The organism is Shinella lacus (assembly GCF_010994755.1).
Taxonomy (GTDB): Bacteria; Pseudomonadota; Alphaproteobacteria; order Rhizobiales; family Rhizobiaceae; genus Shinella; species Shinella lacus.
In genome coordinates this window covers 527,685-550,426 of record NZ_WHSB02000004.1, presented here as the reverse complement: position 1 = coordinate 550,426, position 22,742 = coordinate 527,685, and the positions used below count along the sequence as shown (strand labels likewise).

At 63.4% G+C, this 22,742-nt stretch carries 21 protein-coding genes; 10 read left to right on the top strand and 11 right to left on the bottom strand.

What is annotated here, in order from left to right; genetic code table 11:
* Positions 1–75 precede the first annotated feature (75 nt).
* The 3 genes from GB927_RS14120 to xylF all read right to left on the bottom strand — a co-directional run bounded on the left by GB927_RS14120 (position 76) and on the right by xylF (position 3,445).
* A complete protein-coding gene (locus GB927_RS14120; protein WP_256117694.1) occupies positions 76–861 on the bottom strand; it encodes an ATP-binding cassette domain-containing protein in 786 nt (261 codons plus the stop codon).
* Positions 862–875: 14 nt separating this feature from the next.
* Positions 876–2,189, bottom strand: coding sequence for a sugar ABC transporter permease (locus tag GB927_RS14115; protein ID WP_256117693.1), 1,314 nt, complete (start codon positions 2,187–2,189; stop codon positions 876–878).
* Between the two features lie 215 nt (positions 2,190–2,404).
* On the bottom strand, positions 2,405–3,445 hold the full coding sequence (xylF, locus tag GB927_RS14110) for a D-xylose ABC transporter substrate-binding protein (RefSeq protein WP_256117692.1): 1,041 nt from the start codon (positions 3,443–3,445) through the stop codon (positions 2,405–2,407).
* A 243-nt stretch (positions 3,446–3,688) separates the two neighbouring features.
* On the opposite strand from xylF, the gene GB927_RS14105 reads away from it, so the two are divergent.
* The gene (locus GB927_RS14105) at positions 3,689–4,909 is read left to right on the top strand and encodes an ROK family transcriptional regulator (protein WP_256117687.1); all 1,221 of its coding nucleotides are present in this window, start codon (positions 3,689–3,691) and stop codon (positions 4,907–4,909) included.
* 141 nt (positions 4,910–5,050) lie between these two features.
* Here the strand turns inward: GB927_RS14105 and iolG are convergent, their stop codons facing one another.
* The 6 genes from iolG to GB927_RS14075 form a co-directional block, all read right to left on the bottom strand.
* Entirely contained in the window at positions 5,051–6,043 is a 993-nt protein-coding gene (gene iolG, locus GB927_RS14100; RefSeq protein ID WP_256117686.1) for an inositol 2-dehydrogenase, read from the bottom strand.
* Between the two features lie 99 nt (positions 6,044–6,142).
* Entirely contained in the window at positions 6,143–7,162 is a 1,020-nt protein-coding gene (locus tag GB927_RS14095; RefSeq protein ID WP_256117685.1) for an ABC transporter permease, read from the bottom strand.
* 37 nt (positions 7,163–7,199) lie between these two features.
* Entirely contained in the window at positions 7,200–8,738 is a 1,539-nt protein-coding gene (locus tag GB927_RS14090) for a sugar ABC transporter ATP-binding protein (RefSeq protein ID WP_256117684.1), read from the bottom strand.
* 100 nt (positions 8,739–8,838) lie between these two features.
* Positions 8,839–9,768, bottom strand: coding sequence for a sugar ABC transporter substrate-binding protein (locus GB927_RS14085; protein WP_256117679.1), 930 nt, complete (start codon positions 9,766–9,768; stop codon positions 8,839–8,841).
* Positions 9,769–10,020: 252 nt separating this feature from the next.
* Positions 10,021–10,833 (bottom strand): TIM barrel protein, encoded by an 813-nt coding sequence (locus tag GB927_RS14080; protein WP_256117678.1) that lies wholly within the window; start codon positions 10,831–10,833, stop codon positions 10,021–10,023.
* Positions 10,834–10,992: 159 nt separating this feature from the next.
* The gene (locus tag GB927_RS14075; protein ID WP_256117677.1) at positions 10,993–12,024 is read right to left on the bottom strand and encodes a LacI family DNA-binding transcriptional regulator; all 1,032 of its coding nucleotides are present in this window, start codon (positions 12,022–12,024) and stop codon (positions 10,993–10,995) included.
* 134 nt (positions 12,025–12,158) lie between these two features.
* Between GB927_RS14075 and GB927_RS14070 the strand changes: the two genes are divergently transcribed.
* From GB927_RS14070 to GB927_RS14050, 5 genes are all read left to right on the top strand, one after another.
* A complete protein-coding gene (locus tag GB927_RS14070; protein ID WP_256117676.1) occupies positions 12,159–13,244 on the top strand; it encodes a fatty acid desaturase family protein in 1,086 nt (361 codons plus the stop codon).
* Between the two features lie 26 nt (positions 13,245–13,270).
* Positions 13,271–13,585, top strand: coding sequence for a MocE family 2Fe-2S type ferredoxin (locus GB927_RS14065; protein WP_256117675.1), 315 nt, complete (start codon positions 13,271–13,273; stop codon positions 13,583–13,585).
* A gap of 11 nt (positions 13,586–13,596) precedes the next feature.
* On the top strand, positions 13,597–14,823 hold the full coding sequence (locus GB927_RS14060) for an NAD(P)/FAD-dependent oxidoreductase (protein ID WP_256117674.1): 1,227 nt from the start codon (positions 13,597–13,599) through the stop codon (positions 14,821–14,823).
* Positions 14,824–14,838: 15 nt separating this feature from the next.
* Complete coding sequence (locus GB927_RS14055) at positions 14,839–15,633, top strand: 3-methyl-2-oxobutanoate hydroxymethyltransferase (RefSeq protein WP_256117673.1); 795 nt, start codon at positions 14,839–14,841, stop codon at positions 15,631–15,633.
* A gap of 62 nt (positions 15,634–15,695) precedes the next feature.
* The gene (locus GB927_RS14050) at positions 15,696–15,920 is read left to right on the top strand and encodes a hypothetical protein (protein WP_256117672.1); all 225 of its coding nucleotides are present in this window, start codon (positions 15,696–15,698) and stop codon (positions 15,918–15,920) included.
* Here GB927_RS14050 and GB927_RS14045 read toward each other — a convergent pair.
* Positions 15,917–16,402, bottom strand: a complete 486-nt coding sequence (locus tag GB927_RS14045) for a hypothetical protein (RefSeq protein WP_256117671.1) — start codon at positions 16,400–16,402, stop codon at positions 15,917–15,919. The genes GB927_RS14050 and GB927_RS14045 overlap by 4 nt on opposite strands.
* Before the next feature lie 11 nt (positions 16,403–16,413).
* Entirely contained in the window at positions 16,414–17,421 is a 1,008-nt protein-coding gene (locus GB927_RS14040; RefSeq protein WP_256117670.1) for a LysR family transcriptional regulator, read from the bottom strand.
* Between the two features lie 255 nt (positions 17,422–17,676).
* On the opposite strand from GB927_RS14040, the gene chvE reads away from it, so the two are divergent.
* From chvE to araD1, 4 genes are all read left to right on the top strand, one after another.
* Positions 17,677–18,750, top strand: a complete 1,074-nt coding sequence (gene chvE, locus GB927_RS14035) for a multiple monosaccharide ABC transporter substrate-binding protein (RefSeq protein WP_256117669.1) — start codon at positions 17,677–17,679, stop codon at positions 18,748–18,750.
* 120 nt (positions 18,751–18,870) lie between these two features.
* On the top strand, positions 18,871–20,406 hold the full coding sequence (gene mmsA / locus GB927_RS14030) for a multiple monosaccharide ABC transporter ATP-binding protein (RefSeq protein ID WP_256117668.1): 1,536 nt from the start codon (positions 18,871–18,873) through the stop codon (positions 20,404–20,406).
* Complete coding sequence (gene mmsB / locus GB927_RS14025; protein ID WP_256117667.1) at positions 20,406–21,614, top strand: multiple monosaccharide ABC transporter permease; 1,209 nt, start codon at positions 20,406–20,408, stop codon at positions 21,612–21,614. Before mmsA ends, mmsB begins: the two co-directional genes overlap by 1 nt.
* A 127-nt stretch (positions 21,615–21,741) precedes the next feature.
* A complete protein-coding gene (gene araD1 / locus GB927_RS14020; RefSeq protein ID WP_256117665.1) occupies positions 21,742–22,737 on the top strand; it encodes an AraD1 family protein in 996 nt (331 codons plus the stop codon).
* The last annotated feature ends 5 nt before the right edge of the window (positions 22,738–22,742 follow it).

Below are 22,742 nucleotides of genomic sequence, written 5' to 3'. Positions count from 1 at the left end.
TCGGGAAAATGTCGAAAGGCGATCTGTTTCGTGGTGCGGGCCGCCGGCTGTTGCCGGCGGCCCGCCCTCATTTGCTCAGGCGGTCTGCATGGCGCCGGGGCCGGGGATGGCCTTGGGGGGGACCTTGCCGAGGATGATCATGCCGAGGACCTCGTCCTTGGTGACGTCTTCCGTGCGGGCGTGGCCGACGACCTGGCCGTTCTTCATCACCGAGACACGGTCGGCGAGGTCGAAGACATCGTGGATGTCGTGGCTGATCAGGAAGATGCCGATGCCTTCCTTTTTCAGCTGCTTGATCAGTTCGCCGACCTGTGCCGTTTCCTGGGGGCCGAGTGCCGCGGTGGGCTCGTCCATGATCAGGATGCGGGCGTTGAACAGGATCGCGCGGGCGATCGCCACCGACTGGCGCTGGCCGCCGGAGAGCGCCTTCACTGGCTCCTTGAACCGCTGGAAGTTCGGGTTGAGGCGGCCCATCACTTCGCGGGTCTTCGCTTCCATCGCCACGTCGTCGAGCGTGCCCCAGGGGGTGCGCAGTTCCCGGCCGAGATAGAGGTTGGCGGCGGCGTCGACATTGTCGGCGACGGCGAGCGTCTGGTAGATCGTCTCGATGCCGTATTTCTTGGCGTCTCGCGGGTTGTTGATCTCGGCTGGTTCGCCGTTGATCAGGATCTCGCCGCCATCGCGCTTGTAGGCGCCGGAGAGGATCTTGATCAGCGTCGACTTGCCGGCGCCGTTATGGCCGAGCAGCGCCACGACCTCGCCGGGATAGAGGTCGATGGAGGCATTGTCCACGGCGTGGATGCCGCCGAAGGAGATGGAAACGTTCTTCATTTCCACGAGGGGCGTACGGGTGTCCGTCATTGGATGGGCTCCTCTTACTTGGCGCGGGCGCGGTAGACCGTGTCGAGCCAGACGGCGACGACAAGGACCATGCCCACCACGATGCGCTGGAACGGGGTATCGATGCCGACCAGCACCATGCCCGATTGCAGCGATTGCATGACGAGGGCGCCGAGCATGGCGCCTGCGATTGTGCCCATGCCACCGCCAAGCGACGTGCCGCCGATGACGGCTGCGGCGATGGTGTAGAGCTCGTCGAGCTCGCCCTGCGCGTTGGTCGCGGCATTGAGGCGGGCGGTGGAGATGGCAGCGGCGATGGCGCAGAGAATGCCCATCAGCGCGAAGATCTTTACCGTCACCCAGCGGGTCTTGATGCCGGCGAGTTCCGCCGCCTCCTGGTTGCCGCCGATGGCGAAGACATAGCGGCCGAAGCGCAGGCGCGTCGAGATGAAGGTCATCACGATGCCGACGACGATGGCGATGAGCACCGGAATGGCGATGCCGTGCGGGATGAACAGGCCGCCGTCCGGCCAGGCGATGCCGTTGGCGTCGGCATATTTGCGGGCGATGGCGACGGGCCAGGGGTAGCTGTTGACGACGGCGATGGCGCCGAGCACCAGCGCGCAGCCTACGGCGGTGAGGAAATACTCCGCCCACATCGGGCGCTGCGGGAAGCCGAAGCGCTGGCGCTGTTTTCGCGAATTGATGATGGTGGCGACGATGGCGATGCAGGCGAGGATGCCGACGACCCAGCTCGCCGTGGCGCCGATCGAGCCCTCGGTGCCGCCGCCCATCAGGCGGAAGGTCGAATCCATCGGGGCGACCGTGCGGCCGCTGGTCACGAACCAGGTTGCGCCGCGCCAGACCAGCAGGCCGCCGAGCGTGACGATGAAGGAGGGCACGTTGAGGAAGGCGATGATGGAGCCGTGCAGCGCGCCGATGGCGGCGCCCAGCAGGATGCCGGCGAGAAGCGTCACGACCCAGATGGCGGGGTGGTTGAAGCCGAGCAGCTGCGGCAGCAGTTCGGCCTGCAGAACGCCCATGCTCATGCCCACGAAGCCGAGGATGGAACCGACGGACAGGTCGATGTTGCGCGTGACGATGACGAGCACCATGCCGGTCGCCATCACGGCGACGGAGGCGGTCTGGACGGAAAGGTTCCAGAGGTTGCGCGGCGTCAGGAACAGGCCGCCGGACAGGATGTTGAAGCCGATCCAGATGATCAGCATGGCGCCGATCATGCCGAGCAGGCGCGTGTCGATCTCGGTTGCGCGGAAGAAGCGCTTTACCGGGTTCTCGCTTGCCGATCGCGCGCGATTGGCTTGTGCGGTAGTCGTGATGTCGGCCATGGCTTTGCCGTCCCCCCACTTTGTTGACGTGTTCTTCGGGCGTGGTCTGAAGTTCAAGCGGGATGTCACGGAAAACCGGTTCCCACTTTTCCGCATCCCGCTTCGAGGATGTTCGCCGTCTTCATCCTCCGCCCGCTGCCCATCTTGCGCAAGCGCCGCAACGTTTGACGTTGCGGCGCCTGGCGATGGTCAGATCAGTACCGGATGGCGGCTACTCAGTTGCAGGCTGCGACCGAGCCGGCAGCAACGCCCTGGCAAGCCGTTTCCTTCGGGATCCAGCCTGCGTCGATGACGACGTTCAGGTTGTCCTTGGTGATCGGCAGCGGGGCGAGGAAGACCGACTTCATTTCGACGCCCTTCGGGCCGCCGTTGAAGGTGGTCACGCCTTCGATTTCGTCCATGGTCTTGCCGCTGGCGAGCGAGGCTGCGATTTCCGCAGCGCGCTTGCCGAGTTCACGGCTATCCTTCCAGACGGAAACGGTCTGGGTGCCGAGCGCCACGCGGTTCAGCGCGGCGTGGTCGGCGTCCTGGCCGGAGACCGGGACGGAGCCGGCGAGGCCCTGTGCCGTCAGCGCAGCGATTGCGCCGCCGGCCGTGCCGTCGTTCGAGGCGACGACCGCGTCGACCTTGTTGTCGTTCGCCGTCAGGAACTGTTCCATGTTCTTCTGGGCGTTTTCCGGCTTCCAGCCATCGGTATAGGCTTCGCCCACCGTCTTGATCTTGCCGGCGTCGATCGCTTCCTTCAGCACTTCCTGCTGGCCAGCGAAGAGGAAGTCGGCGTTCGGGTCGGACGAGGAGCCCTTGATGAAGACATAGTTGCCTTCCGGCTTCACCTTGAACACTTCGCGGGCCTGCATACGGCCGACTTCCTTGTTGTCGAAGGTGATGTAGAAGGCGGCCGGGTTTTCGATCAGGCGGTCGTAGCCGACGACCGGGATGCCTTCAGCAGCGGCCTTTTCGATGGCCGGGCCGATGGCTTCCGAATCCTGGGCGAGAACGATGATGGCGTTGGCGCCCTGGGCGATCAGCGATTCGACGTCCGTCAGCTGCTTTGCTGCGGAAGACTGAGCGTCAGCCGAGATGTACTTGTCGCCGGAGGCTTCGAGCGCTGCCTTGATGGCGGCTTCGTCGGTTTTCCAGCGCTCTTCCTGGAAGTTCGACCAGGAAACGCCGACCACGAGGTCCTTGGCGTGCGCAACGGAATGCAGGGAAACGATGATGGCAGCCCCTGCCATCAGCTTCAGAACGAACTTCATATTATCCTCCCAAGTGAATACCGGCCGCTTGGACGAACCTCCCGCCCTTTCAACGACCGGCCACGATAATACTGTCTCGATGCCCCTCCCGACGGTGCCGGGACTTTTTTCTCGACAGTCGAGAAAATAAATGTCAGAAGTTTTTCGGGCTGTCAACAAGGCATCGAGACCTTGATCGGCAGCACGACAGATGCTTTGGGAGGGGCATGTGTTGCAGCCTATGAAAACGAGTGGAACCCGGGGATGCTGACCAAGTCGAGCACGGAGCTTGTGCGTCAGCAGAACAGCGCGCTCGTGCTCGCCTCTCTGCGCCGGCATGGTCCGCTCGCGCACACCGATATTTCCCAGCATACCGGGCTCGCCTCGGCGACGGTTTCGGCGATTACCGCAGAGCTTGAAAAGGCCGATGTGCTGGAGCGCCGCGAGCAGCAGGCGTCTGCCTCGCGCGGCCGCCCTCGCGTCATCTTCGGTCAGCGGCGCGGGGCGGGTTATCTCGTCACGGTACGTATCTCGTCCGATATCGTGCAATATTCGCTGGCCGACTATGCCGGCACGCTGATCGACCGGTTCGAGGAGGCGCGCAACCACGCCGACACTTCGACGCGGCCCTTTGCGGAGGCCTTCGTCGCCGCGCTGGAAAAGCTGGTGAGCCGCTCGCGCATTGAGCGAGGGCAGGTGCTCGTCGTCTCCATCAGCAGCAAGGGCCTGGTCGATCCCGCCCTGGCGCGTCTCGTCTGGTCGCCGGTTTTTGGCGCGCAGCAGGTGGATTTTGCGGCACTGCTGGAGCCGCATTGGCGGGCGAAAATCCTGCTCAGCAACGAGACGCTGCTCGTGGCACACGCCATGGCGCTGCGCATGGAAAAAGCGGGCGTGAAAAACCTGCAGGCCGTCGCGGCGCTGTCTCTCGGCCACAGCATCGGGCTTGGAATTGCGCGGTTCGATCGCTCCGGCGAACTCTCCGTCACCGCGCCGAATTTCGGGCACATGCTGAATTCATCGGATGGCAAATTGTGCCGCTGCGGCTCGCAGGGCTGCATCGAGGCGTCCGCCGGTTTCTACGGCATCCTGCGCACCGCCTTCGAAGTGCCGCCGGACACGATCCCCGCAAAATTCGTGCCGCTTGCCGAGATGGACAAGATCGCGCTGCGCGCCCGCCAGGGCCACCGCATGTCCGAATACGCCTTCCGCCAGGCCGGTCTCGCGCTGGGGCAGGGGCTTTCACGCATGGTGAGCCTCTACGAAAACATGCCCATCGCCATCACCGGGCCGGGCACCCGCTATTTCGACCTCATCCAGCGCGGACTGGAGGAGGGGCTGGCACAGTCGCAGCAAGTGCGCCTGCTCGGCGCACCGCCGATTTCGGTCGTGCCGGAGGAGGCGACCTTGGTGCTGGAGGGGCACTTTGCCCGTGCACTGGCGGAGATGGACCACGATATTATTGCTGCCCGGACGGATGGGGATTGAGGGCAGGTGGGGAAAGCCCGTTTAGGCTTTCCCGGTCTCTCAAGCACCTCTCCTCCGTCATGCTCGGGTCGATTACGAGGGCCGCACAAAAAGACCGGGCGACAAAATCGCCCGGCCAGTTGCCTTGGGAGGCTTTGTCCGTCAGCCGACAGAAATCTGGCGCTTTTCCTGTACGGATTTTACCGCGGCATCGGCGAGGGCTAGGGCTGCGAGGCCATCGGCGCCGGACGGCGAGATGGTAGCGCCCTTTTCGATGGCGGCGATAAAGGCCGCGATTTCGTTGGCGTAGGCTTCCGTGTAGCGGGTCATGAAGAAATCGTGCAGCGGCGGGCGGGTGTAGCCTTCGCCGTTGGCGATTTCGATGGAGACCGGGCGCTGGTTTTCGGCGGCGACCATGCCCTTCGAGCCGTGCACCTCGATGCGCTGGTCGTAGCCGTAGGTGGCGCGCCGCGAATTGGAGATGACGGCCTGCTTGCCGGACTTCGTCTGGAGTATGACGGAGACGCTGTCATAGTCGCCGGCCTTGCCGATTTCCGGATCGACCAGCACGGCAGCGGTTGCGGAGACCGAGACGACCTCTTCGCCGAGCAGGAAGCGGGCCATGTCGAAGTCATGGATCGTCATGTCGCGGAAGATGCCGCCGGAGCGCTTGATGTAGTCGACCGGCGGAGCGCCGGGGTCGCGCGACGTGATGGTGACCATCTCGACATCACCGATTTTGCCCTCGTCGATCGCCTTGCGCACGGCCATGAAATGCGGGTCGAAGCGGCGGTTGAAGCCGACCATCAGCTTGCCCTTGGTGTCTTCCACCACCTTCATGCAGGCGCGCACGCGATCGACATCGAGGTCGATCGGCTTTTCGCAGAAGATCGCCTTGCCGGCGCGCGAAAAGCGCTCGATCAGGTCGGCATGGGTGTCGGTCGGCGTGCAGATCACGACGGCGTCGATGTCCTTGGCCGCCTCGATCGCCTCGATGGTGCGCACGTCGCAGCCATACTGCTTGGCGATGGCGTCGGCAGCCGCCGGGAAGGCATCGGCGACGGCCACGAGCACGGCGTCCGGATTGCCGGTCACGGCCTTGGCATGCACCTTGCCGATGCGGCCGGCGCCGAGAAGACCAAATCTTACAGTCATGTTGTCCTCATGTGAGCGATTAGCGAATAGGGAATAGCGAATGGGGAGCGGTTGTCGGCGAACTATTCGCTATTCGCCACTCCCTATTCGCTCATTTAACTACGTCTTGCGCTTCTTCTGGCGGTAGACGTCGACGACGACGGCGGCCACGATGATCACGCCCTTGACGATTTCCTGGTAGAAAGCATCGACGCGCAGGAAGGTAAAGCCCGATGTCATGACGCCGAGGATGACGGTGCCGATGACCGTGCCGGTGATGCGCCCGACGCCGCCGGCAAGCGAGGTGCCGCCGATGACGGTCGCGGCAATCGCGTCGAGTTCGTACATCACGCCCATGCCGGCCTGCGCCGTCTGGGCGCGCGCCGCGGTGACGACGCCGGCGAGACCGGCCAGCGCACCGGCGATGGCGTAGACCTTCACCAGATGCGATTCGACATTGATGCCGGAGACGCGGGCGGCCTGCACATTGGCGCCGATCGCATAGGTGAACTTGCCGTAGCGGGTGTAGCGCAGCGCGATGTGGAAGATGACGGCGACGACGAGGAAGATGACAACGGGCCAGATGCCGGTGCCGATGAAGCTGAACTGGTCGGTGAGGCCCGAGACCGGCTGGCCCTTCGTGTACCACTTGGAGATGCCGCGCGCCGAGACCATCATGCCGAGCGTGGCGATGAAGGGCGGGATTTTCGTCTTGGCGATGAGCTGGCCGTTGATGAAGCCGGCCAAGAGGCCGACGCCGATGCCGAGCGCCACCGGCACGATGACGGGCATGTCGGTCAATGAGGGATAGAGCGCGCGCGGCCAGGTGGAGGATTGCGCGAGGCTCGCAGAGAACATGGCGGTCATGCCGACCACCGAGCCGGAGGACAGATCGATGCCGCCCGTGATGATGACCTGCGTGACGCCGACGGCGATGATGCCGATGACGGAAACCTGCAGGATGATGATCGTCAGGCGCTGCGTGTTCATCAGAAAGCTCTGGCCGACAAAAATCCAGCCGAGGATTTCGTAGACCAGCGCGATGCCGATGAGGACGAGAAAGATGCTGAGTTCCGGCGGGAGCCGGCGGGCAGATTTCTGCGCGGCGACCTGGGCTTGCGCTGCGGAATTCGTGCTCATGATTACCTCCCTTGTGGCCGCGTAGCGGCCCAAAAACTTACTGGGCAGCCAGTTCCATCACCGCGACCTGCGTGGCGTCCGCGCGGTCGATAATGCCGGTGACGCGGCCCTCGTGCATGACCATCACGCGGTCGCTCATGCCGAGCACTTCCGGCATTTCCGACGAGATCATGATGACGGCGACGCCGTCGCGGGCGAGTTCGGTGACAAAGCGGTGGATTTCCGCCTTGGCGCCGACATCGATGCCGCGCGTAGGCTCGTCGAGGATCAGGATGCGCGGATGGGTGAGCAGCCAGCGGCCGATCAGCACCTTCTGCTGGTTGCCGCCCGACAGGTTCTCGATGCGCTCCGACAGGTTCGGCGTCTTGACACGCAGCTTCTTGCTCATCTCTTCGCAGACCTTGGTCAGCGCGCCCTCGGAAACGAAGCCGTTCTTCACGAACTTGTCCTGAAGCACGGCGATCTGCATGTTTTCCAGCACGTCGAGGATGAGCAGACAGCCGGTCTCCTTGCGGTCTTCCGTGAGGAAGGCCATGCGGTTGCGGATCGCGGTGTTCGGGCTGTCGATGGTGACCTTTTTGCCGTTGATCTCGATCGTGCCCGAGGTCGCCGGCGTCACGCCGAAGATCGTCTCGGCGACATTCGAGCGGCCGGAACCGACGAGGCCGGCAAGGCCCAGGATTTCGCCTGCGCGCACATCGAAGGACACGTCGTGGAAGACGCCCTTGAGCGAGAGGTTTTTGACCGACAACACGACGTCGCCGATCGGCACCTCTTCCTTGGGGAACATCTGGGTGATCTCGCGACCGACCATCATGCGGATGATGTCGTCGCGCGTCACGTCGGTGGAGGCGTGCGTGCCGATATATTTGCCGTCGCGGAACACCGAGAATTCGTCGGCGATCTCAAACAGCTCGTTCATCTTGTGCGTAATGTAGACGATGCCGATGCCCTGCGAACGGAGATCCCGGATGATGGTGAAGAGGTGCTCCACCTCGCGCTCGGTCAGCGCCGAGGTCGGCTCGTCCATGATCAGCACGTCGGATTCGTAGGAGACGGCCTTGGCAATCTCGACCATCTGGCGGTTGGCGACCGAAAGATCGCGCACCTGCACTTCCGGGTCCATGATAATGTTGAGGCGCTTGAAGAGCTCGGCCGTCTTGCGGTGCATCTCGCCGTGATCGACGAAGCCGAAGCGGTTCTTCGGCTCGCGGCGGATCCAGATGTTTTCCGCCACCGTCATGAACGGCATCAGGTTCAGTTCCTGATGGATCATGGCGATGCCGTTTTCCAGCGCATCGAGCGGCGAGCCGAGCCGGATCTTCTGGCCCTTCAGCAGCACCTCGCCCTGGTCCGGCGTGTAGATGCCGGCGAGGATCTTCATCAGCGTGGATTTGCCTGCGCCGTTTTCGCCCATCAGGGCATGCACGGTGCCGCGCTTCAGCTTGAACTGGACGTCGTCGAGGGCGACGACGCCGGGGAATTCCTTGCGGACACCTTCCGCGGACAAGAGATATTCGGCATTCGGAATGGCGCCGCTGGCACGAACCGCGGCCATGGTGGTCGGACTGACCATCGTCCCCTCCCTTGCAACCTGAAACGGGTCGGACGCGCGCACGCAGGCGTGCGCGCGTCCATAACAGTCTAGCCGTTCTTGCTTGACCGGCGAGAGCCGATCAGTTCTTCGACTGGAAGTCGGCGATGTTGGCCGGGGTCACGAGCTGGAAGGGGATGTAGACCTTCGTCTCGACCTTTTCGCCCTTGGCAAGCTTCAGCGCGGCATCGACCGAGCCCTTGCCCTGGCCGGCGGCATCCTGGAACACCGTCACGTCGAGGTCGCCCGCAGCCATGGCGGCGAGTGCGTCCTGCGTGGCATCGACACCGGCGACGACGACGCTGTCCATCGAGCGGCCGGCGGCCTTCAGCGCCTGGATGGCGCCGATCGCCATTTCATCGTTGTTGGAGATGACGGCGTCGAATTCCAGGCCGGCGGAGAGCCAGTTGGTCATGAGGTCGGAGCCCTGGGTACGCGACCAGTTGGCGGTCTGCTCCTCGACGATTTCGAGGCCCTTGCACTCGTCGGTCGCAATCACGTCCTTGACGTCCTGCGTGCGCATGCGGGCGGCCTGGTTGGAAAGCTCGCCCATCATGACGACGACCTTGCCCTTGCCGTTGAGGAGCCGGCAGACTTCCTTGGTTTCCAGCGTGCCGGATTCCATTTCATTGGACGCGACGAAGGCCTGCTTTTCCGGCAGTTCGTTGACGTTGACCGGCTCGCGGTTGACATAGACGAGCGCAATGCCGGCATCCGCGGCAGCCTTCGACATGGCGGCGGTGGCGTCGGTATCGACCGGGTTCACGATGATGGCGCTGACGCCGGAAGCGATGAAGTTCTGGATCTGGCTCTGCTGCTTGGCGACGTCGTTCTGTGCGTCCTCGATCTGCAGTTCGACGCCGTCGAGCGTCTTGGCATAGTCGGACATGCCGTTGCGCAGGACGGTCAGGAAGTTGTCGTCGAACTGCGCCATCGTCACGCCGATCGTCTCGGCATGGGCGGCGGTGGACATCATGACGGCGAGTGCCGAGCCAAGAATGAATTTTTTCATGTCGTTCTCCTCCTCAACGTGGTGTCCGGTCGCACCACAGACTGATCCGGATGGCGCGCCCTTGCGGGTGGCCGACCCTTGCTCCTCCCGGGAGGCAGGGGTCAAAACAGAATAAACAAACCGCGAATTCCGTCTTACGGAATGTTTATTCCATTTTCTGCGGAGAACGTCAAGCCTGTTCCATTTTTTCCGATGCGCGATTCATTCCGCTTGGGGAAAAGTGCCGGCGGAGCACCCGCCAGCACCCGGTTTTCAGATGTTTTCACGCAGGAAGGCAACGCTTTCGGCGACCGCTGCCTGCGGGTCTCCAACGTCGTGCACGGCCGGCGAGAAGGGCTCGAAGGAGAGCGGACCGCTATAGCCGGCGGCAAGCAAAGCCTTGATCTGGCTGATATTTCCAAGCCGATCCATCGGGCCGACGAGAACGCGGTGGCCGTCGCGCATGTCGGAAACGGAGACGGCAGGGTCCTCGACGCCAGAAATGTGCACGAGGCCGGTCAGGTCGGCGAAGAGGTCGGGCTCGCCGGCGAGATGATGATGGAACGTGTCGTGCACCAGACGGAATGTCTGTTCCCCGCCGACAGCCTTGATCGCCTCCACGGCCTCGCGCTTGGAGCGCAGCGAGCAGATTTCGAAGCCGAGCGGCTCGACGAGGCCGATGATGCCGGCAGCGTCCAGCAGGGGGTTCAGCGCGGTCAGCGCTTCCCGCAGGTTCGCCTGCCGCTCGCCATCGGCCTGGCCGGTGCCGTCGTTCTTCGGCACGAGCACGAGCGCGCGGGCGCCGCAGGCGCTCGCATAGTCGATGAGCTCCTTGGCCTCGGCGGCGCGGGCCGGGGTCCATTCGTTGAAGCGCTGGAGGGCGTTGATCGAGATGATGGTAAGGCCGTGGCGCGCGGCAAGCGCCTTCACCTCGGCCGGCGTCGTGGCGTCGAGGATGGCGTTGCCGTCAAGGTCGTTGCGGATTTCGACTGACGTCATGCCGAGCGAGACGGCAAGGGCGAAGAAGGCGTCGAGCGTCAGCGCGGGCGCCGTCATGTGGTTGAGGGCGAAAGTCAGGGCGGGCATGGAATGGGTCCTCCGGTCTTCGAGGCGGCGACAGGGCGGCCTCGCATGCACGCATGAGGATCGGGAAGGGTTTTGCGGGCGTCAAAGCCGAAGGTCGCTGATGCGCCCTCATTGCTGAAAGATTAGCGGTGGGCGTGAGGGAAAGCCATCATTTCCGCCTCAAATATTTTCCGGCGTGAAGATGTCGAACGGCAAGAAGGTCTGGCCGGGAACCGCGTTTCCACCCTTTTCGATGGCGGTGATCATCAGCGTGACGAGTTCGCGGCAAAGCGCCGCGAGCGGTGTGTGGATGGCCATGGTGACCACGTCGTCGGCAAGGGCCGCCTTCGATTCCGGAGTCAACTCGTTGACGATCAACTGCACCTTTCCCGCATAACCCTCTTCGCGCACAGCGGAAATCGCCCCCTCCATGCCGCCGCCGGCGACGTAGAGGCCGACCAGATCGGGGTGTTGCGCCAGCAGGTTGGCGGTCGCCTCGTGGGTGATTTCGCTGGTGTCGAGATTGACCAGCGTGTCGAGCACCTCGAAACCTTCACCCTTCTCGCGGAAGAAGGAGCGGAAGCCGATCTCGCGCAGTTCATGGCCGTGGAACCGATGGCTGCCGACGAAGATCGCCACTTTGCCCGGGCGTTTGGCGCCCTTGGCGATCATCCACGCTGCCGTGCGCCCGACTTTCATATTGTTGAGGCCGATATAGCCCTGGCGCACATCCATGGCGAAGTCGGAGAGCAGGCAGAACAGCGGAATGCCGCGGCTTTTCAGGTCTTCCACCATGGTCGTCGTCGCCGGATAGTCCGGTGCAACGACGGCGAGCGCCTGGTTGCGGGTCGAGAGCTGGCGCAGCATTTCGGCCATCGCGGCCGGCGTCTGCGTGGGGATGAAATCGATCTGCGGCACGATGCGCGCCGTGGTGCAGGCATTGCAGGCGATTTCGATCTCGCGGGCAAAGTTCTGGTAAAAAGCCTGGTTGGGGCGCTGGAAGCTGAAGCCCAGCCGATATTGCGGCAGGTCCTCGAAGACGCGTTGCCGGATGAGGCCGAGCGCGTGATAGCCGATTGCATTGGCGGCATCGTAGACGCGGCGCGCCGTTTCCTCGCGCACCTTGTGGCGGCCGTTCAGCACGCGGTCGACGGTCGCGACGCTGACGCCCGCCGCGTTGGCGAGATCCGTAATGGTGGGCCGCGATGCCATGTTCCCCTCCCTGAAAGCTTTCCATCAAAACCAAATGATGGTTAATGATAGGATTTGACGCATTATATCATGGCAGGATTGAGGGACGCAAGCATCGGTATTATCGTTTGCCCATCAGATGGAGGAGACGGGCGATGAAGCCGACGAAGCGGGACTACAGCCTTCTTGGCCGCGATGCCGAGGCCGCCGTGGCAAATGGCCTTGCCGCGGCCGAGTGGTATCACACCGACATCCCGCGCAAGGAGATGAAGGCGCTGATGCAGCGCAGCGACGGCCCGGCGATCCGCGACACCGCAATCTGGCTCGGCACGATGCTGGTCAGTGGCGCTCTCGGCATCTGGCTCTGGGGAAGCTGGTGGGCGGTCCCGTTCTTCCTGGTCTACGGCGTGCTCTACGGTTCGGCGTCCGATTCCCGCTGGCACGAATGCGGCCACGGCACGGCCTTCAAGACGATGTGGATGAACGACGCCGTCTACCAGATCGCCTGTTTCATGATCATGCGCAATCCGGTGACCTGGCGCTGGAGCCATACCCGCCACCACACGGACACGGTCATCGTCGGCCGCGATCCCGAAATCGCCGTCATGCGCCCGCCGGACCTTTTTCGCCTGGTGCTCAATTTCTTCGGCCTGCTCGACGCCTGGCATGCCGTCATCGACATGGTGCGCAATGCCTCCGGGGTGATGAGTGCTGCCGAAAAGACCTTCATCCCCGAATCCGAGCAGCCGAAGGCGATCCGCGTCGCGCGCATCTGGATGGCGATCTATCTCGCGACCATCGCCCTCTGTTTTGCCACCGGCTCGATCCTGCCGGCCATGCTGATCGGCCTGCCGCGGCTTTACGGCGCCTGGCATCACGTCCTGACCGGCCTGCTCCAGCACGGCGGCCTTGCCGACAACGTTATCGACCACCGGCTGAACAGCCGCACGGTCTACATGAACGCCTTCAGCCGCTTCATCTACTGGAACATGAACTACCATGTGGAACACCACATGTTCCCGATGGTGCCTTACCACGCGCTGCCGCGGCTGCACGCCATGATCAAGCACGACCTGCCGGCGCCGAACCCGTCCATGTGGCACGGCTATCGCGAAATGCTGCCGGCCTTCCTGCGGCAGCTGCGCAACGAGGACTACTTTCTGAAGCGCGACCTACCGATGACGGCCCGGCCCTACAAGGAAGAGTTCCACGCCGAACCGGCCGTCGCGGCCGCCGAGTAAAACCCCAGTCTTTGGAGGAGACGACCATGAGCGACACCTGGATCGAGGTCTGCGCAGCGGACGAAATCGACGAGGAGGATGTCATCCGCTTCGACCATGCCGGCCGCACCTTCGCGGTCTATCGCAGCCCGGAGGACACCTATCACGCCACCGACGGGCTCTGCACCCACGAGAAAATCCATCTCGCCGATGGCCTCGTGATGGACCACGTCATCGAATGTCCCAAGCACAACGGCCGCTTCAACTACAAGACCGGCGAGGCCAAGGGCGCGCCCGTCTGCGTCGACCTGAAAACCTATCCGGTCAAGGTCGAAAGCGGCACCGTCTTCATCGGGCTCTGAGGAATCATTCCATGGCAAACTTCGTCATCGTCGGCGCCGGCGAATGCGGCGCGCGCGCAGCCTTCGCACTGCGCGGCAAGGGTTTCGATGGCACGATCACACTGATCGGTAGCGAGATGCATCTGCCCTACGAGCGCCCGCCGCTCTCCAAGGATGCGCTCGTGGCCGGCGCCGGCCCGAAACTCGTCGCCGAACAGGAGCGCTATGCGGCGGCGCGCATCGTCGTGCTCACCCGCCGGACGGTGTCCGAGATCGAACGCGCCGGAAAACGCATCGTGCTTAGTGATGGCACCGCGCTTGCCTATGACAAGCTGTTGCTCGCGACCGGTGCCCGGCCACGCGCCCTGCCGGGGACGCCGTATGCCTGTGGACGCGTCGTCGCGCTGCGCAGCCATGACGATGCCGCGGCCATTCGTGCGCATCTGGTCGATGGCAGCCATATCGCCATCCTTGGCGGTGGCTTTATCGGCCTCGAACTGGCGGCGAGCGCCCGCAAGCTTGGGGCGACGGTGACGCTGGTCGAGGGGCTGCCCCGCGTGCTGACGCGCGGCGTGCCGGCCGAGATCGCCGCGATCGTGGCGGAGCGCCATGCGGCGGAGGGCGTCGAGATTCTCTGCGGCGCCAAGGTGGCGGGTGTCGAGGACTTGCCGGGCGAGGTTCGCATCGCGCTTGAGGACGGACGCGTCGTCTCGGCAAATCTTCTCATCGTCGGCATCGGCGCGGTGCCGAATACGGAACTGGCGGAAGCGGCGGGTCTTGCGACGGAAAACGGCATCGCCGTCGATGGAATGCTGCGCACCTCCGATCCGGATATCTTCGCGGCCGGCGACTGCACGTCCTATCCGCTGCCGCTCTACGGCGAGCGCCGCATCAGGCTCGAATCCTGGCGCAATGCGCAGGAGCAGGGTCAGCTTGCAGCGGCCAACATGCTGGGTGGTGCCGAGGCACATTCCGCCGTGCCATGGTTCTGGTCGGATCAATACGACATGACCTTGCAGATCGCAGGCCTTGCCGACGGCGCTGCGACGATGGTCCGGCGCGACATGGGCGAGGGGGCTTTTATCCTGTTCCACCTCGATGCCGAGGGCCGTCTGATCGCCGCAAGCGGCATCGGGCCGGGCAATGCGGTGGCGCGCGATATCCGCCTTGCGGAAATGCTGATCGCCGCACGAATCCATCCCGATCCAGCCGAGCTTGCCGCGCCGGAGACCAAACTCAAGAAACTGCTTGCCGCCTGAACCCTGGAGATCACCGTGAAGAACAAGAGACCGACCGTCGCCGACCTTCAGGCGATGAAGGGCAAGCGCCAGCTCACCATGCTGCGCGTCGTGACGCTGGAGGAGGCTGCCGCCGCCGAGCAGGCGGGCATCGACCTCGTCTCCGTGCCGCCTGCGCTGCTCGGACCCGCCTTTCGCGAGGCGGCACCCACGGTCTTCGCCTTTCCCGGCCTCGAATATGGTGATTTCATCACCGCGGACGACTATCTGCGCGGCGCCTTCCAGGTGATGAAGGCGGGCGGCGATGCGGTCTATTGCGCGGCCGGCTTTTCCACCGTCCGGCGTCTGCGCGAGGAGGGCATTCCGGTCTGCGGCCATGTCGGGCTTATCCCTTCGAAGGCAACGTGGACGGGCGGCTTCAAGGCGGTCGGCAAGACGGCGGCGAGTGCGCTGGAAATCTGGCGGCAGGTGAAGGCCTTGGAAGAGGCCGGCGCCTTTGCCGCCGAAATCGAGGTCGTGCCGGGCGAGGTTGCGGCTGCGATCAGCGCGAAGACGTCGCTCCTCATGCTCTCGATGGGCGCCGGTGCGGGCTGCGATGCGCAATATCTCTTTGCCGACGACGTGCTCGGCCAGAACCGCGGCCACTATCCGCGTCATGCCAAGGTCTATCGCAATTTCGCGGCCGAATACGACCGGCTCCAGCAGGAGCGCATCGCCGCCTTCCGCGAATATGCGGAGGACGTGCGTTCCGGCGCCTATCCGGAGAAGAGCCATCTCGTCGGCATCGAGCCCTCGGAGCTTGCCGCCTTCCTCGATCGTCTCGATGCCTGAAAAGCCGGTTTCCCCGCGCGGAAAAACCGCCTATAGACGGGCGAAGGCGTGAGGAGACGTTCATGAAAATCATCGATACCGACCATCCGTTCTACCGCCCGCTCTGGCGGCGGCTGCTTCTGGTCGGGGTCTGTGCCGCATGGACAGGGGTGGAGTACTATAACGGCGAGCAGACCTGGGGCACGATCTTCCTCGTCGTCACCGCCTATGCCTTTGCCAACCTCATCCTGTTCTTCAAACCCTCCGATCCGGCCGCAAAGCCCCCGGAAGAGCAGCCCAAGAGCTAGCGCACCAATCCCAGGCTCTTCTCGACATTGATCCGCCGGATCGTCTCGTCGATCAGCATGTTGGCGATTTTCATGCGCAGAGTCGCGTTGTCGCGCAGGTCGGGCGGAACGCCGTCCGGGTGGTTTTCGCGCGCAAAGCTGCGGCGGCGGGCGAGCAGGTCGTCCACGCTTTCCTTGCCGTGCAAGGCGAGGTCTTCCGCCACCTCTGCCGGCGCGATGCGCAGGAGATGCAGCGGCGGCTCGGGCGGCAACGGTTCCGGCTCCGGTGGCATGGGAGCGGGCTCTTCGTAGAGATCGAGATAGGCGGCGGCTGCCTGCGAGCCGGAGACGAAGGTTCCGCCCATTCCCAGACCGGTAAAGCCGGAGGTCAGGCCGCGAATCTCGCCCGAGCCTTCTTCCTCAAGCTCTTCGTCTTCCTCCGCTTGGCGCGCCTCGGCCTTCAGCCTTTCCAGCACGGATTCGAAAACGGTCAGGCCGAACATCAAAAGTCTCCTCAGTCCGGCGAAAGCATCCGGCTGCGTTGCAGGATCAGATCATAGAGCAGTTTGGCGCTCGGCGGCAGCGCCCTGCCTTTGACGGAAATGAGGCTGTACGGCTTGATGTCAATCTCGAAATCGGTGTTGAGGATGCGCACGTCGCCCGCCTGCGCGCCGACATCGGCGATGAAGACCGCCATGTCGCGCGCGACCGGGGCAATCGCATTCGAGCCGCAGACGATGGCTGTGGTGAGCAGGATCGACGAGGTGTTGACCACGGTGGAGGGCAGCGCCACGCCTGCCGCGATGAACAGCTCCTCGATGCGCCGGCGCAAAAGCGTGCCGGCCGGCTGGAACACCCAGTCGTAATGCGGCAGGTCGGCAAGGCCGACGACGGGTTTTTCCAGCAGGGGATGGCCCTTGCGCACGATGAGACAGGCCTTTTCGATGCCGATCTCGGTGACGTTGAAGAGGCGCGGATTGAGATCGTCCGGCACGCGGGCGATGATGAAATCCTGCCTTGCCGCCAGCAACTCCCGGGCGAGCACGTTGCTCGTCTCGACGCGCACATTCACCTCGATGCCGGGATAGGCGGCGCTGACCTGCTGGATCGCCGGCACGGCGAGGCTGATCGCCGGTGCGGTCACCGAACCCAGAAAGACCGAGCCGCCGGTGCCGGATTTCAGCGCCGAAAGCTCGCGGTCCACCTCGCGCAGTTCGAGCAGGATGGTGCGTGCCCGGCGCGCGAAGGCGCGGCCGAAGGCCGTGAGCGCCACGCCGCGCGAGACGCGCTCGCACAACTGGGCCTTGAGGATCGTCTCCATTTCCGTCAGCATGCGCGAGGCCGCGGGTTGCGAAATATTCAGCGCATCGGCTGCGGCGCTCACCTGCTTGTGCTCCTCGATCGCGACGATCATGCGCAGATGGCTGAGCTTCAGGCCGCTGCGCAGCAGGCTGACGCCCTGCAGGTTGTCGGCGCTGTCATCGGAAAAGAGGCGTTCGTCGATATCGTCCTCCAAACGCATGGTTACTCCGATCCATAAAATAGTATATTTGCCCCATAATATATCAGTTCTGATATCGATTTAGAAGCTTATTGCATTTGACAGTTATGGCAATTCGTACGACCTTGCGCCAATGTGCGCTGGGGTCCTTGGGAGTGGGGACCGGCGGGTCTTGCGCCCGGCCAGTCTGGACCGTCGTCTGAATGCGACCCCGTCGCGCACAGAACAATGCCTGGCCGCAATATCGGCCAGTGCGCACAAGGGAGAGACCTTTCAATGAAAATGATCACTTCGCTTCTCGCCGCCGCCGCCATCAGCGTCGCGTCGTTCGTGGCGCCGTCCTTCGCCCAGGACAAGGGCATGGTCGGCATTTCCATGCCCACCAAGACCTCGACCCGCTGGATTTCTGACGGCGAGACGATGGAAAAGCTCTTCAAGGAAGCCGGCTACACGCCGGACCTGCAGTTTGCTGACGACGACATCCCGAACCAGCTCGCCCAGATCGAAAACATGGTCACCAAGGGTGCCAAGGTTCTCGTCATCGGCGCCATCGACGGCACGACGCTCTCCGACATTCTCCAGAAGTCGGCCGATGCCGGCGTGAAGGTCATCGCCTATGACCGCCTGATCCGCGATTCGGGCAATGTCGACTACTACGCCACCTTCGACAACTTCCAGGTCGGCGTTCTCCAGGCCACCAGCCTCGTTGACGGCCTCAAGGCGAAGTTCCCGGACACCAAGCCGTGGAACGTCGAGCTCTTCGGCGGTTCGCCGGACGACAACAACGCCTTCTTCTTCTATGACGGCGCAATGTCGGTCATCCAGCCGCTGATCGACAGCGGCGACATCGTCATCAAGTCCGGCCAGACCGGCATGGAAACCGTCGGCACGCTGCGTTGGGACGGTGCCGTGGCCCAGGCCCGCATGGAAAACCTGCTGTCCTCGACCTACACCGATGGCCGCGTCGATGGCGTTCTGTCGCCCTATGACGGTCTCTCGATCGGTATCCTGTCGGCCCTGAAGGGCGTCGGCTACGGCTCGGGCGACCAGCCGATGGCGATCGTCACCGGCCAGGACGCCGAACTGCCGTCCGTCAAGTCGATCCTCGCCGACGAACAGTATTCGACGGTCTTCAAGGACACGCGCGAACTGGCCAAGGTCACGGTCAGCATGGTCAACGCGATCCTCGAAGGCAAGGAGCCGGAAGTGAACGACACCAAGACCTATGACAATGGCGTCAAGGTCGTTCCGTCCTACCTGCTGAAGCCGGTTGCCGTGGACAAGTCCAATGCCGAGAAGATCCTCGTCACGGACTCGGCCTACTACACGGCCGACCAGCTGAAGAACTGATCGTTCTCCATTCTCCGGGGTTCGCGCCAAGCTGCGCGAACCCTCTTTTCTCCGGATCGCAGAGCGAATAGGCTCGGTTTACCGCCGCATGGTGGAGGACCGGCTGCTGGAAACTGATACATGAGCAAGACCCTTCTCGAAATGCGTGGCATCACGAAGACGTTTCCGGGCGTAAAGGCGCTCGACAACGTCAACCTGAAAGTCCGCGAAGGCGAGATTCACGCCCTTGTCGGCGAAAACGGTGCCGGCAAATCCACCCTCATGAAAGTGTTGAGTGGCGTCTATCCGGCCGGCTCCTATGAGGGCGAAATCCATTTCGACGGCGAAGTCCGCCGTTTCTCCACGATCTCCGACAGTGAGCATCTGGGCATCATCATCATCCACCAGGAGCTGGCGCTGGTGCCGCTTCTGTCGATTGCCGAAAACATTTTTCTCGGCAACGAGGTGGCGACCAACGGCATCATCGACTGGAAGCTCGCCTTCCGCCGCACGCAGGAACTGTTGAACAAGGTGGGCCTCAGGGAGCCGCCGGGCACGCTGATCACCGATATCGGCGTCGGCAAGCAGCAGCTCGTCGAGATCGCCAAGGCGCTCTCCAAGAAGGTGCGCCTGCTCATCCTCGACGAGCCGACCGCCTCGCTCAACGAGAAGGATTCCGACGCGCTGCTGAAGCTGCTGGTGGAGTTCCGCGCGCAGGGCATGACGTCGATCATCATCTCGCACAAGCTGAACGAGATCAAAAAGGTCGCCGACCAGATCACCATCCTGCGTGACGGCGGCACCGTGGAAACCCTCGACTGTCATCACGAGGACATTTCCGAAGACCGCATCATCAAGGGCATGGTCGGCCGCGAGATGGAAGACCGCTATCCGGCGCGCGAGCCGAAGATCGGCGAGACGCTGCTTGAAGTGAAGAACTGGAACGTCTTCCACCAGCATCACCGCGACCGTCAGTTCCTGCACAATATCAGCTTCAACGTGCGCGCCGGCGAAGTGGTCGGCATTGCCGGGCTGATGGGGGCAGGGCGCACCGAGACGGCGATGAGCATCTTCGGCAAGTCCTGGGGCCACAAGATCACCGGCGAGGTCGCGATGCGCGGCAAGCCGGTCGATGTCAGCACGATCCCCAAGGCGATCGATGCGGGCCTTGCCTATGTGACGGAAGACCGCAAGCATCTCGGCCTCGTGCTGATCGACAACATCATGCACAACACGACGCTCGCCAACCTCAAGGGCGTCTCCAAGGCGGCGGTGATCGACAATCACCAGGAGACCAAAGTCGCCTCCGGCTACCGCTCGCGGCTGCGCATCCGGTCCCATTCGATCTATCAGGAAGCGGTCAATCTTTCGGGCGGCAACCAGCAGAAGGTCGTGCTGTCGAAGTGGCTGTTCACCGATCCGCAGGTGCTGATCCTCGACGAGCCGACGCGCGGCATCGATGTCGGCGCGAAGTTCGAAATCTATACAATCATCAACCAGCTTGCCGCCGAGGGCAAGGGCATCCTCATGATCTCATCGGAGATGCCGGAACTGCTCGGGACCTGCGATCGCATCTATGTCATGAACGAAGGACGCATCGTGGCCGAGCTCTCCAAGGCGGAAGCAAGCCAGGAATCCATCATGCGCGCCATCATGCGCTCCGGGGAGAAACACTGATGTCCACCGACACCGCGACAAAGACGACCCAGCCTTCGGTGGGGGAATACCTCAAGAAGAACATCCGCGAATATGGCCTCCTGGTCGCGCTGGTCGTGATCATGATCTTCTTCCAGGTCATCACCAACGGCGTGCTCTTCCGCCCGGTCAACATCACCAACCTGGTGCTGCAGAACTCGTTCATCGTCATCATGGCGCTCGGCATGCTGCTGATCATCGTGGCGGGGCATATCGACCTGTCGGTCGGCTCCATCGTCGCCTTCATCGGGGCGATATCGGCGATCATGCTGGTAAAATGGGGCGTGCCGGCAATCATCGTCGTGCCGGCCTGCATTCTCGTCGGCGCTCTCATGGGCGCGGCACAGGGCTATTGGGTCGCCTACCAGAAGATCCCGTCCTTCATCGTCACGCTCGCCGGCATGCTCGTCTTCCGCGGCATGACCTATGTCGTGCTCGGCGGCCGCCCGGTCGGCCCGTTCCCCAAGGACTTCCAGATTCTCTCCACCGGTTTCGTGCCGGATTTCCTGTCGATCACCGACCCGGCGACGAGCCTCATCAAGAACTATTTCGCGCTCGTCGTGGTCATTCTGCTCGTCGGCTACGCCATCTATGCCGGCCTTCGCGAGCGCAGCCAGAACGCGCTGCATGAGACCGAGAATGAGCCCTTCGCCTTCTTCGCCGGGCAGATGGTGATCATCAGCGCGGTGGCGGTCTTCCTCGGCTTCCAGCTTTCCACCTATCGCGGCCTGCCGAACGTGCTCGTCATCATGGGCCTCTTGATCGTGCTCTACACGTTTGTCACGACCCGCACGACGATCGGCCGGCGCATCTATGCGATGGGCGGCAACGAGAAGGCGGCGAAGCTTTCGGGCATCAATACCGAGCGGCTGACCTTCTACACCTTCGTCAACATGGGCGCGCTTGCGGCCCTTGCCGGCATGATCATCGCCGCCCGCCTCAACTCCGCGACCCCCAAAGCCGGCGTCGGCTTCGAGCTCGACGTCATCGCGGCCTGCTTCATCGGCGGCGCGTCGGCATCCGGCGGCGTCGGCAAGATCACCGGTGCCGTTATCGGCGCCTTCATCATGGGCGTCATGAACAACGGCATGTCGATCATGGGCATCGGCATCGATTACCAGCAGCTCATCAAGGGCCTGGTGCTGCTCGCTGCCGTGTTCTTCGACGTCTACAACAAGAACAAGGGCTGACCGGAAACCGGCCAACCCTCCGAATTGCATGTGTATCTGACGAGCCGCCGAGGCGGCCAGTGTGGTGGCGTCCGTCCACCGCAGGTGCGGAGCCTTGGCCAGAGCCGGCTCCAGGAAGGAAATGGAAATGCTGATTTCGCAGGTCGGAAATCCCGACGGTTCGATCACGGTCGTCGTGCGGGAAGAGGGCGGCCAGGCCCGCGCGGTCAAGGGTGCGGCAAGCGTCTATGCGCTCGCCATGGAAGCGGCCACTAGCGGCCGGTCGCTGAAGGCTGTCATCGATGCCAAGGGACTGGGCGATGAGGTCGATCTGGAAGAGGCCTATGCCGATGGCCGGCTGCTGTCGCCGATCACCCATCCGGACGCCGCCCACCTGCACCTGACCGGCACGGGCCTCACCCATCTCGGCTCCGCCGCGACGCGCGATTCCATGCACAAGAAGACGACGGAAGCGGCCGAAGAGACACTGACGGATTCCATGAAGATGTTCCGCATGGGCCTCGAAAACGGCAAGCCGAAACCCGGCGAGAAGGGAGTGCAGCCGGAATGGTTCTACAAGGGCAACGGCTCGCAGGCTGTCGCGCCCGGTGCCGCGCTGACCTCGCCCTCCTTCGCGCTCGATGGCGGCGAGGAGCCGGAAATGGCCGGCATTTACATCATCGCGGCCGATGGTTCGCCGTTCCGCATCGGCTTTGCCGTCTCGAACGAATTTTCCGATCATGTGACGGAGCGCATCAACTATCTCTATCTCGCCCATTCCAAGCTGCGGCAGGCGAGTTTTGGCCCGGAAATCCGCGTCGGCGCAGCGCCGGACGATATCCGCGGCTTCTCGCGCATCCTGCGCGGCGGCGCGGTCCTGTGGGAAAAGCCCTTCGTCTCCGGCGAGGCGAACATGTCCCACACTTTCGCCAACCTCGAATACCACCACTTCAAATACGGCCTGTTCCGCGCGCCGGGTGATGTGCATGTCCACATGTTCGGTACGGCGACGCTGTCCTTCGGCGACGGCATCCGCACGGAAGAGGGCGACGTGTTCGAGATCGGCGCCGACGGTTTTGGCCTGCCGCTGCGCAATCCACTGGCGATCGCCGGGGAAGACGAGATCGAAATCCGCCAATTGTAATCGAT

Coding starts and splice junctions, on each gene's coding strand:
- GB927_RS14120 (WP_256117694.1), bottom strand. CDS start 861: ATGACGGACACCCGTACGCCCCTCGTGGAAATGAAGAACGTTTCCATC.
- GB927_RS14115 (WP_256117693.1), bottom strand. CDS start 2,189: ATGGCCGACATCACGACTACCGCACAAGCCAATCGCGCGCGATCGGCA.
- xylF (WP_256117692.1), bottom strand. CDS start 3,445: ATGAAGTTCGTTCTGAAGCTGATGGCAGGGGCTGCCATCATCGTTTCC.
- GB927_RS14105 (WP_256117687.1), top strand. CDS start 3,689: ATGCTGACCAAGTCGAGCACGGAGCTTGTGCGTCAGCAGAACAGCGCG.
- iolG (WP_256117686.1), bottom strand. CDS start 6,043: ATGACTGTAAGATTTGGTCTTCTCGGCGCCGGCCGCATCGGCAAGGTG.
- GB927_RS14095 (WP_256117685.1), bottom strand. CDS start 7,162: ATGAGCACGAATTCCGCAGCGCAAGCCCAGGTCGCCGCGCAGAAATCT.
- GB927_RS14090 (WP_256117684.1), bottom strand. CDS start 8,738: ATGGTCAGTCCGACCACCATGGCCGCGGTTCGTGCCAGCGGCGCCATT.
- GB927_RS14085 (WP_256117679.1), bottom strand. CDS start 9,768: ATGAAAAAATTCATTCTTGGCTCGGCACTCGCCGTCATGATGTCCACC.
- GB927_RS14080 (WP_256117678.1), bottom strand. CDS start 10,833: ATGCCCGCCCTGACTTTCGCCCTCAACCACATGACGGCGCCCGCGCTG.
- GB927_RS14075 (WP_256117677.1), bottom strand. CDS start 12,024: ATGGCATCGCGGCCCACCATTACGGATCTCGCCAACGCGGCGGGCGTC.
- GB927_RS14070 (WP_256117676.1), top strand. CDS start 12,159: ATGAAGCCGACGAAGCGGGACTACAGCCTTCTTGGCCGCGATGCCGAG.
- GB927_RS14065 (WP_256117675.1), top strand. CDS start 13,271: ATGAGCGACACCTGGATCGAGGTCTGCGCAGCGGACGAAATCGACGAG.
- GB927_RS14060 (WP_256117674.1), top strand. CDS start 13,597: ATGGCAAACTTCGTCATCGTCGGCGCCGGCGAATGCGGCGCGCGCGCA.
- GB927_RS14050 (WP_256117672.1), top strand. CDS start 15,696: ATGAAAATCATCGATACCGACCATCCGTTCTACCGCCCGCTCTGGCGG.
- GB927_RS14045 (WP_256117671.1), bottom strand. CDS start 16,402: ATGTTCGGCCTGACCGTTTTCGAATCCGTGCTGGAAAGGCTGAAGGCC.
- GB927_RS14040 (WP_256117670.1), bottom strand. CDS start 17,421: ATGCGTTTGGAGGACGATATCGACGAACGCCTCTTTTCCGATGACAGC.
- chvE (WP_256117669.1), top strand. CDS start 17,677: ATGAAAATGATCACTTCGCTTCTCGCCGCCGCCGCCATCAGCGTCGCG.
- mmsA (WP_256117668.1), top strand. CDS start 18,871: ATGAGCAAGACCCTTCTCGAAATGCGTGGCATCACGAAGACGTTTCCG.
- mmsB (WP_256117667.1), top strand. CDS start 20,406: ATGTCCACCGACACCGCGACAAAGACGACCCAGCCTTCGGTGGGGGAA.
- araD1 (WP_256117665.1), top strand. CDS start 21,742: ATGCTGATTTCGCAGGTCGGAAATCCCGACGGTTCGATCACGGTCGTC.